At 62.7% G+C, this 13859-nt stretch carries 13 protein-coding genes; 2 read left to right on the top strand and 11 right to left on the bottom strand.

Annotation, left to right across the window (positions count from 1 at the left end; genetic code table 11):
* Positions 1 to 71 precede the first annotated feature (71 nt).
* The gene (gene rlmN / locus ABD842_RS01595) at positions 72 to 1148 is read left to right on the top strand and encodes a dual-specificity RNA methyltransferase RlmN (protein WP_425553131.1); all 1077 of its coding nucleotides are present in this window, start codon (positions 72 to 74) and stop codon (positions 1146 to 1148) included.
* A 31-nt stretch (positions 1149 to 1179) separates the two neighbouring features.
* Here the strand turns inward: rlmN and ABD842_RS01590 are convergent, their stop codons facing one another.
* The 11 genes from ABD842_RS01590 to ABD842_RS01540 all read right to left on the bottom strand — a co-directional run bounded on the left by ABD842_RS01590 (position 1180) and on the right by ABD842_RS01540 (position 10985).
* Positions 1180 to 1842, bottom strand: coding sequence for a spondin domain-containing protein (locus ABD842_RS01590; protein ID WP_345109081.1), 663 nt, complete (start codon positions 1840 to 1842; stop codon positions 1180 to 1182).
* Positions 1843 to 2130: 288 nt separating this feature from the next.
* Positions 2131 to 2886, bottom strand: a complete 756-nt coding sequence (locus ABD842_RS01585) for a LytR/AlgR family response regulator transcription factor (protein WP_345109078.1) — start codon at positions 2884 to 2886, stop codon at positions 2131 to 2133.
* Complete coding sequence (locus ABD842_RS01580; protein ID WP_345109075.1) at positions 2825 to 3976, bottom strand: sensor histidine kinase; 1152 nt, start codon at positions 3974 to 3976, stop codon at positions 2825 to 2827. The genes ABD842_RS01585 and ABD842_RS01580 overlap by 62 nt, the downstream gene beginning before the upstream one ends.
* A 78-nt stretch (positions 3977 to 4054) precedes the next feature.
* Positions 4055 to 4738, bottom strand: coding sequence for a hypothetical protein (locus ABD842_RS01575; RefSeq protein ID WP_345109073.1), 684 nt, complete (start codon positions 4736 to 4738; stop codon positions 4055 to 4057).
* Positions 4739 to 4855: 117 nt separating this feature from the next.
* Positions 4856 to 5650: a hypothetical protein gene (locus ABD842_RS01570; RefSeq protein WP_345109070.1), complete on the bottom strand. Its 795-nt coding sequence runs from the start codon at positions 5648 to 5650 to the stop codon at positions 4856 to 4858.
* Between the two features lie 45 nt (positions 5651 to 5695).
* Positions 5696 to 6154 (bottom strand): hypothetical protein, encoded by a 459-nt coding sequence (locus ABD842_RS01565; RefSeq protein WP_345109068.1) that lies wholly within the window; start codon positions 6152 to 6154, stop codon positions 5696 to 5698.
* Between the two features lie 5 nt (positions 6155 to 6159).
* Positions 6160 to 6888: an ABC transporter permease gene (locus tag ABD842_RS01560; protein WP_345109066.1), complete on the bottom strand. Its 729-nt coding sequence runs from the start codon at positions 6886 to 6888 to the stop codon at positions 6160 to 6162.
* 12 nt (positions 6889 to 6900) lie between these two features.
* The gene (locus ABD842_RS01555; RefSeq protein WP_345109065.1) at positions 6901 to 7761 is read right to left on the bottom strand and encodes an ABC transporter ATP-binding protein; all 861 of its coding nucleotides are present in this window, start codon (positions 7759 to 7761) and stop codon (positions 6901 to 6903) included.
* Positions 7748 to 8626 carry a SagB family peptide dehydrogenase gene (locus ABD842_RS01550; protein ID WP_345109062.1) on the bottom strand — a complete coding sequence of 293 codons (879 nt, stop codon included), beginning with the start codon at positions 8624 to 8626 and terminating at the stop codon, positions 7748 to 7750. The genes ABD842_RS01555 and ABD842_RS01550 overlap by 14 nt, the downstream gene beginning before the upstream one ends.
* A gap of 64 nt (positions 8627 to 8690) precedes the next feature.
* Positions 8691 to 10001: a YcaO-like family protein gene (locus ABD842_RS01545; RefSeq protein ID WP_345109059.1), complete on the bottom strand. Its 1311-nt coding sequence runs from the start codon at positions 9999 to 10001 to the stop codon at positions 8691 to 8693.
* A 3-nt stretch (positions 10002 to 10004) separates the two neighbouring features.
* On the bottom strand, positions 10005 to 10985 hold the full coding sequence (locus ABD842_RS01540; RefSeq protein WP_345109057.1) for a TOMM precursor leader peptide-binding protein: 981 nt from the start codon (positions 10983 to 10985) through the stop codon (positions 10005 to 10007).
* Between the two features lie 699 nt (positions 10986 to 11684).
* On the opposite strand from ABD842_RS01540, the gene ABD842_RS01535 reads away from it, so the two are divergent.
* Complete coding sequence (locus ABD842_RS01535; protein WP_345109054.1) at positions 11685 to 13817, top strand: TonB-dependent receptor; 2133 nt, start codon at positions 11685 to 11687, stop codon at positions 13815 to 13817.
* The last annotated feature ends 42 nt before the right edge of the window (positions 13818 to 13859 follow it).

Here is a 13859-nt window from a genome sequence, read left to right as displayed (position 1 = left end):
CGGGCCCGGCCGCTACGAATCTGCACTTTGCCGGAACCCAACTGCCTCGCAGGTTGTATCTTTGCGCTATGATGATTGAACTGCCCGTCGTTTCCAAGCGCGATATCCGCAAACTCACCCCCGAGGAGCTCAAGGCTTTTATGGTGGAACAGGGCGAGAAACCCTTCCGCGCCAAGCAGGTGCTGGAGTGGCTCTGGAAGAATACGGCCGCCACGTTTGAGGAGATGAACAACATCTCCCTGGCCACCCGCGAGCTGCTGGCCAAGCACTTCGTCATCAACGGCGTAACGGTGCAGAACCAGCAGCTCAGCAACGACGGCACCATCAAGTCGGCCTTCCGCCTGCACGACGGCAACGTGGTCGAAGGCGTGCTCATCCCCCACGATACGCGCATGACGGCCTGCATCAGCTCGCAGGTGGGCTGCTCGCTCACCTGTAAGTTCTGCGCCACGGGCTACATGGAGCGCAAGCGCAACCTTGACGCGGCCGAAATCTACGACCAAGTGGTGCGCATCAAGGAGCAGTGCGAGAGTGAGTACGGCACCCCGCTCACCAACATCGTGTACATGGGCATGGGCGAGCCGCTGCTCAACTATGCCAACGTGGTAAAAAGCGTGGAGCGCATCACCTCCCCCGAGGGGCTGAACATGGCCCCGCGCCGCATCACCATCAGCACGGCCGGCATTGCCAAGATGATCAAGAAGCTGGCCGACGACGGCGTGAAGGCCAACCTGGCCCTGAGCCTGCACGCGCCCAACGACACCAAGCGCAACGAAATCATGCCCATCAACGAGGCCAACTCCCTGGCTTCGCTCAAGGACGCGCTGAAGCACTATCACCAGGTGACGGGCCGCAAGGTAACCTACGAGTACATCGTCTTCGAGAGCTTCAACGACACGCTGCAGGATGCCGAGGAGCTGTTTCAGATTTCGAAGTGGATTCCCTGCAAGGTGAACCTGATTGAGTACAACCCCATCGAAAACGCCGACTACAAGAACACCGGCGAGGCCAAGCTGATGGCTTTTCATAAGTACCTGTCCGACCGGGGCGTGCAAACCAACCTGCGCCGCTCCCGCGGCAAAGACATCGACGCAGCCTGCGGGCAGCTGGCAGTGAAGCAGCAGCCGGCCGGCGTGGAAGCCGAATAGCGGCTGCGGTATTCGAAAGTCTTTTTAGGGACTATTTCACCAGCTCCAGCACGAAGTAGCCGAAAGGGGCCGCCCCCGGCATGGCCGCCCGAACGGGTACGGCGGGCGTCGTGGGCTGGTCGGGGGAGGCGTAGTCGGGGCCGCTGTCGGTGCCGGCATCGTAGAACAGGGCCGGCACGCGGCGCGTCGGGGCCCAGCCTTCGGCGCTCAGCAGCACTTCGGCGTCGAGGGCGGCAAACCAGTCGGGGCTGGGGGCCACCATCGTCACTACGGACAGGGCCGGATGGTCGCGGCTCAGGCGGATGGTGTCGGTGAGGGTGCCGGGTGAGGCGGTGGCGCGGCGGCCATCGAGCAGCCGAAAGGCGTGGCCCTGCTGGATAAGGGCATTGATTTCGGTGCGCAGCGCGGTGTTGTTGCCGATTTCAGCCATATCCTTGATGCCCTTGCTGGCCAGGGCGCCGGCCCGGAACAGGCGGGCGGCATCCATAGCATGGTGGGAAGCCCCCATCAAGGGTGAGAAATGGGCCCCGGCCGGGTAGCTGCCGGGGTGGGTAGCCGGGCTCCAGGTGGCCTCAAACGTGACACGGTACAGGGCCGTGGCCGCCGGCACGGGGCGCCCCGACTCCTCATCGGCAGCATCCCGGCCGCAGGCCAGCAAACCCAGCAGACTCACAAACAGCGGTAGTGTTTTCATGGCAGATCCGGACGGCGTATGTAGCACTAACGCTGAACTATAGCGGCCGGATTGTATTCGGGTGAAAATAATACGGCGCGCCGGGCTCCTGGCGGGTGCTGCGCCGATGGAAACTCCCGCCGTGCTTTCGGCCCCGGGGAGTTTGCGGGCGGCGCGGCGCAGCGCATCGGCCCCGCGCCGCCGCTGACGGAAGCGGATGGAAACCGGCGCAGCACAGGGGAAAATCAACCGGCAAGCCCTTTGGAACTGCTCCAAAGGGCTTGCCGTGGGGAAGCAGACTGCCGGCGGCTAGAGCTCCATCAGGCGCTTGAGGTTGCTGCCGTAGGCGGTGCCGGTTTCCAGGCAGGAGGCGGGCCGGTCGGTGAGCGTGACCAGGAACTTGCCCCCGAAATAGCGCTGCAGGTTGTTGATGTGGGCCGTGTTGACGATGCAGGAGCGGCTGATGCGCACGAACTGGTCGGGCAGCTTTTCCTCCAGCGCGGCAATGGTGTAGTTGGTCAGGTGCTGCACGCCCTGCACGGTGCGCACGAACACGTAGCGCTCCTGCGACTCGAAGTAGCTGATGTCGCTGAGGGCAATCAGCAGGATCTTGTCGCCGGACTTTACCGACAGGCTGCGCAGGGTTTCGGTGGGCTTCAGGTTTTGCAGAAACTGGCCCAGGTCGTTGATGTTGAAGCCGGCCGTCTTTTCCTGGTGGGCCTGCCGCAGCCGGGCAATGGTCTTGGCCAGCCGGGCCGGCTCGATGGGCTTGAGCAGGTAGTCGATGGAGCGCTGCTCGAAGGCCTGCACGGCGTAGTGGTCGTAGGCCGTGGTGAAGATGACGCTGGGCATTTCCTCGAGCTGGGCCAGCAGCTCAAAGCCGTTGAGCAGGGGCATTTCGATGTCGAGAAAAATAACGTCGGGCCGCATAGCCCGCACCAGCGCCAGCCCTTCCGCGCCGTTGGCGGCCTGGGCTACCACCTGCACGTCGGCGGGGTAGTGGCTAAGCAGCGACGCCAGCCGCCGCAGGGCCAGGGGCTCGTCGTCGATCAGGATTGCTTCCATGAGTAAGGTCGGTTGTGGTCAGCAGGTGGCCCGCAAAGGCAATTTCCACCTGCTTCCGTTCTTGGGAATTGACGCTGAGCGTAGCCTGGGCGCCGTACAGCAGCTGAAGCTTTTCCTGAATGCTCTGCAGGCCGTAGCCGGGCAGAAACTCATCGGGAAAAGGGGGGCCGTTGTCGTGCACGGCCAGCACAATCTCGGCCCCGCGGCGGGCAATGCCCACGTGAATGTGGCCGTTGCTGGCCAGGCGGGAGATGCCGTGCTTGACGGCGTTTTCGACCAGGGGCTGGAGCAGAAACCGCGGAATCTGCAGCTTCTCCAGGCCCGGCGCCACCTGCACCGAGTACGTCAGCCGCTCCTGGAAGCGCACCTGCTCAATGTCGAGGTAGGTGCGCACCACGTCCAGCTCCTCGTGCACCGAGTTGAGCGGGGAGTTGGCCATGCTGGTGGTGTAGCGAAACAGCTTGGCCAGCAGCAGCGTCATTTCCTCGGCCCGCACGGGGTCCAGGGTTACGAGGCCGGCAATGCTGTTGAGGGCATTGAAGAGAAAGTGCGGGTTGATGCGGGCCTGCAGGGCGTCGAGCTGGGCTTTGGTGCGAAGCTTATCGAGCTGCAGCAGCTGGTAGGCCTGGTCGCTGATGGTCTGGCCCATCTGGGTGTACCGCTCCCACAGAAAGTAGTAGAGCGCGGCCACCGCCACCGGCGAAACCTTGAACGGCAGCGAGGACTCGGCGCTGAAGGGCAGCTGCCCGCCGCCGGCGCGGGTGAGCACCAGCCACAGCACCCACTCCATAATGCCGGCCAGCACCAGCGTGACCAGCATCACCACGGTGTACTGCTGCCAGCGCTGGGGCAGCCAGTGCTGGCGGTAGCGCATCACCATCTGGCAGGCCAGCAGCGCCATCAGCGCATCCATGATGTTGCCGCTGATGATGCCCACCGTGTACAGCGAGCTGTCTTCGGTCAGGTAAACGAACTCGGTGGTGAAGTAGATGATGCTGCTGATGCCGTAGGCCATGAGCACGCACACGGCCAAGGAGCCCAGAATGCCGCGCAGCGAGTAAGCAAACAGATGACGCGTGAAGGTGTTCATGGCACGAAAGGCAAAGCAGTGAATCCGGGAAGCCGCCGGCCCCACCCGGAGGCGGAACCGGCGGCCGGGGGAACCGAACTACTTAGTGGTAGTAGAGGTGGTTTTCTGGCAGGCCAGCAGGATCTGCTTGGCCTGGTCCTGACCCCAGCTCGGATGCACCGAGGAGGCGGGCTGGAAGGTTTTGAACTGAGCCAAAGATTCCTTCACGATGGGCAGGGCTTTGTCGGTGCCGCCGCCGTACTCTTTCGGCGTGTAGAAGATGTTCTGGGCCTTGAGCAGGGTCACGCGGGGGTTGTTGGGGTTGAGCTTCTCGGCTTTGCGCAGGCTCGACTCCACGATTTCGCCGTATTTCTTCCAGCGCTTGTTGGGGTCTACGGTGATGCGGGCGTTGGCAATGTTGGCGTGCAGCACTTCCACTTCCTCGTTTTTAGGCTCCAGCTTGGCCGTCTGCTCGTAGAACTTCTCGGCTTTGTCGAGCAGGGCATCCTTCTTGGCCAGGTCCTTCTCGGTGAAGGCCATCAGCGTGTTGACCAACGAGGCGTAGTAGGAGGGCAGCCAGTTGCTGGTTTCGCTCAGGCTCAGGCGCTCAAAGTCGTTGGCCGTGAGCTGCACTTCGGCAATGGAGCGGGCCGTGGTGAACTTGGTAACCGTGGCTTCCAGCGGCGTCTGCGCGGCTTTGGCAGTGGGCTGGGGGGCTTGCTGCGCCAGGCCGGCGAAGGTGAAGGACAGCAGCAGGGCGAGGGTAAGGGTAATGCGTTTCATGGAAAAAGGGGGTTAGGGAAGTGAAGGAAAAAGGTTTATGAGTTGGGGAAGTCGGTGAGCAAATGTGGGGCGGCCAGGGCCAGAGAATCAATGACCTACGGTTATACTTTATGCCCTTTAGTTATTGGTGGCCACGGGCTTGGCGCCGCTTTTGGCCGCGGCCGGCAGCTGGGTGCTGGCCGGAAACAGCCGGCGGGCGTCGGCGTAGTACCTGCGGGCCAGCTCGGGCCGGTTGTCGCGCTGGTAGAGCTTGATGAGCAGCCCGTAGGTCTGCTCGCGGCCCCAGGACGGCGCCTGGGTATTTTTGAGGGTCTGGTCGGGCAGGGCCAGGGCTTTGAGCAGGTAGCTTTCCGCCTTTTTGCCCCCGCCGTAGCGGGCCGGCGTGTAGAAGTCGTTGCTGCCCAGCACGTAATGCACCCGCAGGTTGCGGGCATCGAGCTTCAGGGCCTGGGCGGCGCTTTCCTTGACCCGGGACGAAGCCACGGCGGCGGCCATGCCGTAGTGAAACTGGATGGCGAAGCTTTGCAGGTGGGCCAGCAGGGCATAGTCTTCGGCGTGCCGGGGCGGCGTGGCCTCAAACAGCGCCAGTCCGGCTTTGATGGCCTGCTCGGCCCGGGGGCGGTCGGCCTGGCGCAGGTAGTAGACGGACTCGTGCAGGGCCAGGTAGCTCAACCAGTAGCGGGAGTAGGGCGTGGCCGTGCGGCGGATGCGCTGGCGCACGTGCAGCAGCGGGCCGGTGGTATGGTCGCGCAGGGCCTCGCCGAGGGCTTTTTCAATCTCTACCTGGGCGCTGACCTGGCGGGTTTCCAGCGGGGGGCGCAGGGAGGGGAACTTGCTCCGCGGGGCACTGCCGCCCAGCATTACCAGGCACAGGCCGGTCATGACCGGGAGTTTTGCGAGCATGAGTTTCATAGTCTCAGAAAGGTTAAGGGGGCGAAGCGCACCGGGCGCCGGCGGCTAAAACAGCAGGCCGTAGAGGTAGCGGGGGCTGAGCAGCAGCACAATCAGGGCCAGCCAGAGCGTGAGGTGCAGGTACCACTGCCAGGTGTACTGGTTGTTGGTGCGGCCCTTGCCGGCCACAAACTGCTGGGCCAGGGTGAAGTCGGAGTACACCGGGTTGGTTTCCAGGATCAGCTGGGCGCAGAAGCCGAAGTACACGAAGGGCTGGTGGAAGAAGCTGGTGGTCAGCAGCAGGCTGAACTGCAGGGCGGTGAGGGCCACGCCGGCGAAGAAGAAGATGAGCACTTTCCAGCGCACCGGCGACCAGCGGATGGCCACGTAGGGGTGGGGAATGGGCTTGCTCTGAATGCCCACGTGGGTCAGGCGCAACCCCAGCAGCTTGGCGGCGCCCACGTGCCCGGATTCGTGCACGAACAGCAGCACCAGCATGGTCAGCGGCAGCAATAGCAGTTCCATGGCGCTTAGCGGGTCGAGGTGAAGCGGCGGAACTGAACCACGAACAGGCTCATCCCGATAACCGTCCAGGCCACCAGCGGCAGCCAGGCCACGGGCTCGCCGCGCATGATGTTGAGCACCGGGTTCATGGGCGAGTATTTGGTCACGTAGCGCAGCACCACGTTCATGTCGCCGAGCGGGTAGAAGGCGTCGCTGAGGAACACCAGCACGTAGTAGACCACGTTGCCCAGGCCGCCTTTCTGGACCGGCCCGCTGCTTTTCTTCACGTTCAGAAAAGCCACCGACAGGCCGATGAAGCCGAAGACCACGATGCCGGCCGACACGCCCAGCACCACCCGGGCCAGTAGCGCCGGCGTGAGCTCCATACCGAAGAGCAAAGCCGCCGTGAGCAGCAGCAGCACCGTCGACATGAGCATCATGATCAGCTGGCTGGTGATGAGGCCGAAGAAGTGGGTCAGAATGTTGAAGGGCAGCTTCTTGAAGTAGCGCAGCACCCCCGACGAGTAGTAGTCCTTCAGGGCCGGCCCGATGGCGAAGATGCCTTCGGTGGCCACGTTCATGCCCAGGATGCCGGTCAGAATGAAGGGCACGTACTCGGGGTTGCCCTGGCCCCAGAGGTTGCCGAAGAGCACGAACAGGAACATGGGGAAGGCCAGCGTGAAAAACAGCGCCTGCTTCATGCGCAGCGACATCAGCAGCTGGTAGTAAATGGATAAGCGGAGCGTCCGGATCATGGCGGGGAGGCGTTAGGCGTTGATGAGATACTGGTACACGTCCTGCAGGCGCTTGGGCGCAAAGGAGAAGCTGGGCATGCGGCCGTTCATCTTGGCGAAGAAGGCCTTCACGTCGGCCACGTACACGTGGTAGGACTCGTCGTTTTCCACGTACACCTCGTCGGTCAGGAAGGCCGAGTCGCACTCGCGCTTGCTCATGATGATCTTCTTCTCGGCCGTGATGTAGCGCTCCGACAGCAGGCTGGTGGGCGACTCGGGCGGCAGCAGCAGCTGGCCTTCGTGCAGGAATACCACCTGGTCGGCGTGGGTGGTGGCTTCCTCCCAGTCGTGGGTCACAAACAGAATGGAGCGGGCGTAGCGCTTGAAGACCTTAGTCCAGAGAATCTCGCGGGTGGCCGGGTCGAGGTCGGAGGTGGCCTCGTCGAGCACCAGCAGATCGGGGCGGTGCATCAGGCCCAGAAACAGGCCCACCCGCCGCCGCTCGCCGCTGGAAAGCACCTGCATAAACTTGGGCAGCAGCGGCTCCAGGTTCAGCACGTGCAGCAGTTCCTTGTGCTCGGCGTAGCGCAGGCCGTAGATGGAGGAGAAGTAGTTCAGAATCTCCTTCACCTTGAGCAGGCCATAGGACGGCACCTGGTCATACACCACGCCGATGTGCCGGCGCATGGCGGCGAAGGGCTGGCCGTTGAAGGTGGCCGCGCCGGCGGTGGGGTGCACGTCGCCGAGCAGCACGGCCAGCAGCGACGATTTGCCCGAGCCGTTGCTGCCCAGCAGGGCCACGGCTTCCCCGTCGGCGATGCGCAGGGAAATACCTTTCAGGATGTCACGCTCCGCTACGCGGTAGTGGACGTCGGTTAGCTCAGTTGTCAACATGGCAGGCGGGGGTTGGAAGTTTCTTGCCGAGGATGAGGATGTTCTGTACCGTTTCGAACACGCCGTTGACGCCCAGGAAGCGGTTGATTTTCTGGTCGTCGTAGCCGCCCACCATGCAGGAGCCCAGGCCCAGGGCCTCGTTGAGCAGCGTCATCATCTGGCCCACGAAGCCCGACTCGTGCAGCATGAAGCGGTAGCCCCGCTCGCCGTACTTGATCATGACCCGCTCGAAGATGCCGGTGGTGATGACCAGGCCGGAGGCGGCGTTGATGTTGATATAAGGCTCAGCCTGAATGTGCTGCTTCATCTCGGCCCGGAAGTCGCCTTCCTTCAGGCACTCCAGCTCCAGCGTATCGGGGCGGAAGTGGTAGAGGCCGGGGGCAACGTGGCTGTCGAAGAGCACGACGTAGATTTCCAGCGGGTACAGGCCGCCCGGCGACGGGATGTAGCGGAACGACATGTTCGTACCCTCGGGCGTCTGCTCCTGCCGGCTTACCCCGTAGGAGTAGTTCAGCAGCACAAACAGCTCGTAGAGGGACAGTTGGTAGCCGGGCTCGTAGTTGCGGGTGCTCTGGCGGCTGCGCACCAGGTTCACGAAGTCGACGGCGGGGGCCGGCACGTCGCGGTAGTCGGCCAGGGCCACGGTTTTGGTGCCCGGGTAAATCTTGTAGGGCTGCACGGCCCGCTGCGTCACGTAGGGGCTGAAAAAGCCGCGGATGCTGTGCGAGAGCTTGATCTGGTCAAACTTGGTGAGCTTGGTGTTCTGGTGGTAGAGCAGGGCCAGCGAGTCTTTGAGGTTCTTGGCGCCGTACATCCCCCGCTCGATGGTGTCAAGGCTTTGCTGAGCCGTAGAAATCCGTTTCATAAGGGTTGCGAGTTTGAATGCGTGGTAGATCAGGGCTGTGGTCGGGCGGGACCGGAGCCGGCGCTTATGGGAAGGGGTGGGGGTACTTGTTGAGGTGGTCGTAGTCGTGGGCGGTGTAGCCCATCTTGGCCGGCACTTCATACAGGCGCTTGCCGCCGTGGTAGTAGAGCGGGTAGCCGCCGGCCAGCGGAATGAGCTGGGGCACGAGCACCTTGATGCTGTAGAAGCCGAGCTGGCGCACGTCGGGGGTGGAAATGTCCTTGAAGAGCACGTCGCAGCCGGCGTCCTTGAGGGTCTGCACGATGTGGCGCACCTCGTCCACGTCGGAGCGGGTCTGCTTTTCGTGCAGGTCGATGTCCACCGTTTCCAGGGCCGCGCGGTACTCGTCGAACACAAACCACATGTCGGGGCGCTTCACATAGAAAATCGAGTGGTCCTCGAAGCTCATGAGCTGGTTGTAGTTGTCGGTCGGCACCCAGTCCTTCTTCTCGTTGAGCAGGTAGCGGAAGTAGCTCACGGCCTGCCCGATTTCCTTGATGACCTTCTGCACGGCCTGCCCGTAGGTAGCGCGGGTAGAGGTGCCCACGGCCACGAACTTGCCGAACTCCGACTCGCCGAAGCAGATGCCGAGCACGCTGGGCACGTCCAGGTCGTAGCGGATGTCGAAGAAGTGCCACTCGTAGGAGGTGGGGAAGTTCGCGTCGATGTGGGCCTGTATTTCGGCCGAGATGCGAATCTTCGGCGGCACTATCTTCTGGGTCCAGGTGATGACGAAGCTGTCGCGCTCAATCACCTCGTAGAGGCCCGTGAGGATGGCTTTGTGCGGATCGGTGTGCGCGGCCAGGCCCGTGGAGGTGTTGGCGTTGATCCAGGGCAGCTCGTGCGACCAGGGCAGGTAGATCATCCCGCCGGGGGCCCACTTCTCCTCGCCCGTCACCAGGTCAGTCATCGGAAACCAGTACAGGTCGGTGTCCTCGGTGAAGGGCTCGATGGGAGTTTTGCCCTTCAGAAACGCGTACTGCTGCTCGTGGTACAAGGCGTACTCGCTCGGAGCCACCGCCTTCTTGCCCAGGCTGCCCAGCCCGCGGTACGGCGACTTCACGCCCTCGCGCAGGTTGTAAAAGGCGCAGGCGTAGCGCTCCACCGTCTCGCCGATGGTGCCCATCAGGGCCTCCTGCCAGGTGGCGCCGCAGCCGCTGCTGCGCCCGCCGAATTCCTCGCCGCCCATCACCTTGGTGCTGCCCGGCCAGATGCCGAAGCTCATCAGGTTGGGGTCTTTGTTCATGATGGGCATCTTGGAGATGCGCGAGAGCAGCCCGATTTCGGAGGAGATGCTGTGGAGCGCCTTGTTGACGCTGGTTTCGATGATGTTCATGGCTTAGCGCAGGGTTACGGGTTCGAGCCAGGGGGCCGGCGAGTAGGCCAGCTCGGGCTGACAGACTTCGCAGAAAGGCACTTTCAGCAGGTGGTGCTTGGTCACGCCGTAGGTGAACACGTCCACGCTGATGTAGGACTTCCAGGTTTCGGGCACGCTCCAGCAGTGCAGGTACTTGCTGGTTTCGAGCACGGCGTAGGAGGCAATCATATCCACCAGGATGTCGTAGCCGGGCAGGCGGTCGGGCTTGGCGGTCTGGAAGTTGGCCTTCAGGTGGGTTTCGTACTCGTCGGAGTAGTTGAGGTAGGTGTCGTGGCTTTTCAGGCGCAGCTTCAGGCAGTGGTAGCAGCCGCACTCTTCGCCCCAGAAGATGGGACCCACTTTCAGGTTGCCGCCCTCAATGCCGCCGATATACAGCCAGGGCTTGTTGGCTTCCACGGCCAGCTCGTTGAAGCGCTCCAGGAACAGCGGGTTCCAGTGGTGGCCGTCCACAACCAGAAAGTCGCTGTCGGCCAGTAGCTTGCGGATCTGCTGGTCGTCGGCCTCACCGAGGGCCGAGAACAGGTTCACCTGGTCGAAGCCGTACTGCTCGGCCTTCTTGATAAAGAGGCGGCCCAGGCTTTTGTCGCCCACGAAGGTGATGGCGGCCGGCTTCTGGGGCTCACTGCTGGAGGGGCCGTAGGGGTTGTCTTTCTTGATGCCGAGGGTTTTGCTCAGCTCCCGGGCGTTGTCGAAGGAGAGAAAGTTGTTGGCGTCCAGCTCCTGCAGCACGTCCAGGACTTTCTCCTTGGGGTAGGTGCGTTCCAGCTTCTTGACCAGCTCGGACAGAGCCAGGTCGGGGTCTTTGTTCAGGATGGCGGCCAGCGCGACAAACAAGGCGGCCTTCTCCGGGTCCTGAAATTCGATGGCGTACACGTCCGTTTTGGTACGGACCTGAAACATGCCATTCTTACGGTCTTCGTAGATGTCGAAATGGTGTAACATGATGGGCTGACGGGGTTAAGGGCACCAGGATTTTTTTGCCGATGAGATTCAAACTCTAGGCGGGGCAGCAAAGCAGAATCAGCAGGCGACGTGCTGCCGCCTGCTGATTCTAATTGCTACTCAGCGACTATCTCTTCGCTGAACATACCCCAGCAGCAGCACGTGTTGCAGCAGCAGTTGCAGCAGCCTGCGGCTACGATGCTGCGGCCATCCATCAGGTTCGAGGAGAGTTTGGTGATTTTCATCGGAAAAGGAATTAGGGTGTTGGTTTGCCTACTCTGTTGAATGGGATTTTCGGCGACGTCCCTCTATTGTGCCATGGCTCACAATATGCGGTGGTTGAAAGGCCACCCGCCCCGGGGGGCGGCCAAGCAGCCGGGCCGAAGCCGGGGCGGCTTGTTATGGCCGGGTTGATGATTCAAAGGTGGGGGGCTGGCGGCCCGGCTTCAATAACCCGCGGTTCTACTTTATGCCCAGCGGTTATATCCGGCCCAAACGGGGCAAAAAAGGCGGTGTTTTAACCGGTTAGCGGCGGCGCAGGCCCCGATTTTGGGGCCGGATCCGAAATCGGGGCGCTGAGTTCATACACGTTTTCGGGCGGTCTGTACCGGCCCGGGGGCGGTTTGCCCGAATTGCCTGGTAGGGGGCGGAGGGGGCCGGTAGTTTCGGCCCATCGACATCCTCAAACGACCCTACCAAATGAAAGCACTCTTCCTCTCCGCCGCCCTGCTCACGGCCACCCTGGGCCAGGCCCAGAACCAGCTCCGCGGCACCGTCACCGACAAAAAAGGCGAAGCCATTCCCGGCGCCAATATTTACCTGAAAGGCAACTTCGAAGGCACCTCCACCGACAGCCTGGGCCGCTTCGTGCTGCGCACCACTCTTTCCGGCCCCCACACGCTGGTGGCTTCCTCGGTGGGCTACGGCAGCCAGGAGCGGCTGCTGCGCCTGGGCACCGACACTACCGCCCTGCGCCTGGCGTTGCCCGAGGCCGCCAACCTGCTCGGCGGCGTGACCATTTCGGCCGGTATGTTTGCCGCCGGCGACGAGAAGCGCATGACGGCCCTCAACCCGCTCGACATTGTCTCGACGGCCGGTGCCGGCGCCGACATTACCAGCGTGATGCAGAACCTGCCCGGCACGGCCAAGGTGGGGGAGCAGGAAGGCTTGTTTGTGCGGGGCGGCTCGGCCACCGAAACCAACACCCTCATCGACGGCATGATCGTGCAGAACCCTTTCTACAGCAGCATTCCGGATATGGCCCAGCGCGGGCGCTTCGAGCCGGGCATGTTCAAGGGTACGGCCTTCAGCACGGGCGGCTACTCGGCCCAGTACGGGCAGGCGCTGTCGTCGGTGCTGCTGCTCGACACCCAGGACAAGGAAAACGAGCTCAACAAAGTCACCCTCGATGCCAACCTGGCCAACGTGGCGCTGGGCTACACCCACCGCGGCTCCGTGACGGGGCGCGTTTCCTACACCAACATGCAGCCCTACTTTGCCCTGATGCAGCAGACCCGCAGCTGGAACAAGGCCCCGGAAGGCCTCGACGCCTCCATCAACATCAAGGAAAAGCTCTCGGCCAACAGCAGCCTGAAAGCCTACGCCATGACCAGCGGCAGCGTCTCGAGCGTGAACCTGCCCACCTACGAGCGGCCCAAGGAAGTGTATGCCCTGCACCTGCGCAACCGCAACTACTTCACCACCAACTCCTACCAGCACCTGTTCGACGAAGGCAAGTGGCAGCTCAACGCCGGCTTCTCCTACAGCCACAACTACGACCACATCAACGCTGCCGACGTGAAGTCTTTGGACCGCTACGACCGGCGCGTGCAGTACCGCGGGGTGCTGACCCGCTACCTGAGCGGGGGCCACGTGCTGCTGGCCGGCGCCGAAGTGCACGACATCCGCATCACCAACGAGCTGATAACGGCCAAATATGTGCTCGACGATACCTACCGGGCCGCGTTTGCCGAGGGCGAGTTTCACCTGGGCCTTAAGCTGGCCGCCCGGGTGGGCGTCCGGGCCGAGCAGGCCGGCGTGATTGGGCGCTCCAACGCGGCGCCCCGCCTGTCCCTGGCTTACCAGACGGGCTCCAACAGCCAGGTGTCCATAGCCGGCGGGCAGTTTTACCAGACCCCCGACAAGAACTACATCTACCGCAACCAGGATCTGAACTTCGAGCATGCCAACCACTTCATCCTCAACTACCAGTACATGCGCAATGAGCGCACCTTCCGCGTCGAGACCTACTACAAGCAGTATGCTCAGCTGGTGCGCGAAAAAGGACTGGTGGGCTTCGATCCGGACCCTTACCGTCTCGTGACGGGCAACACCGACAACAGCGGCCGGGGCTACGCCCGGGGCCTGGATCTGTTCTTCCGCGACCAGAAAACCATCAAGCACGGCGACTTCTGGATTTCGTACTCCCTGCTCGACACCAAGCGCCTGGCCGGCAACTTCGTCGCTCTGGCCACGCCCACCTTCGCCTCCAAGCACAACCTGAGCCTGGTCTACAAGCAGTATCTGCCCAAAGCGGGCCTGTCCCTGGGCGGTACTTACCGCTACGCCAGCGGCCGCTCCTACTACGCCGCCGAGTCGGCCCAATTCCTGGGTGACCGGATCAAGGATTTCCACAACCTGAGCCTCTCGCTGAGCAAGGTTGTCATCGTGAACCGCAACTACGTGGTCTTCTATACTACCGTCGACAACGTGCTGGGCACCCGCAATGTGTATGGCTTCCGCTACTCGGCCGATGGCAAGTCGCGCACCGAGCTGCAGCCCCCGGCTTACCGCACCGTCTTCGCCGGCGTCTCGTTGAGCATCAACAAGTAGCGCCACCCGATATTCCGTCCTGGTAGGGTCGATAACTTCTGG

Origin of the sequence: Hymenobacter algoricola, from assembly GCF_039539525.1 — a bacterium.
GTDB lineage: Bacteria > Bacteroidota > Bacteroidia > Cytophagales > Hymenobacteraceae > Hymenobacter > Hymenobacter algoricola.
The sequence above is the reverse complement of the archived record's forward strand: the minus strand, read 5'-3'. Positions and strand labels throughout refer to the sequence as shown.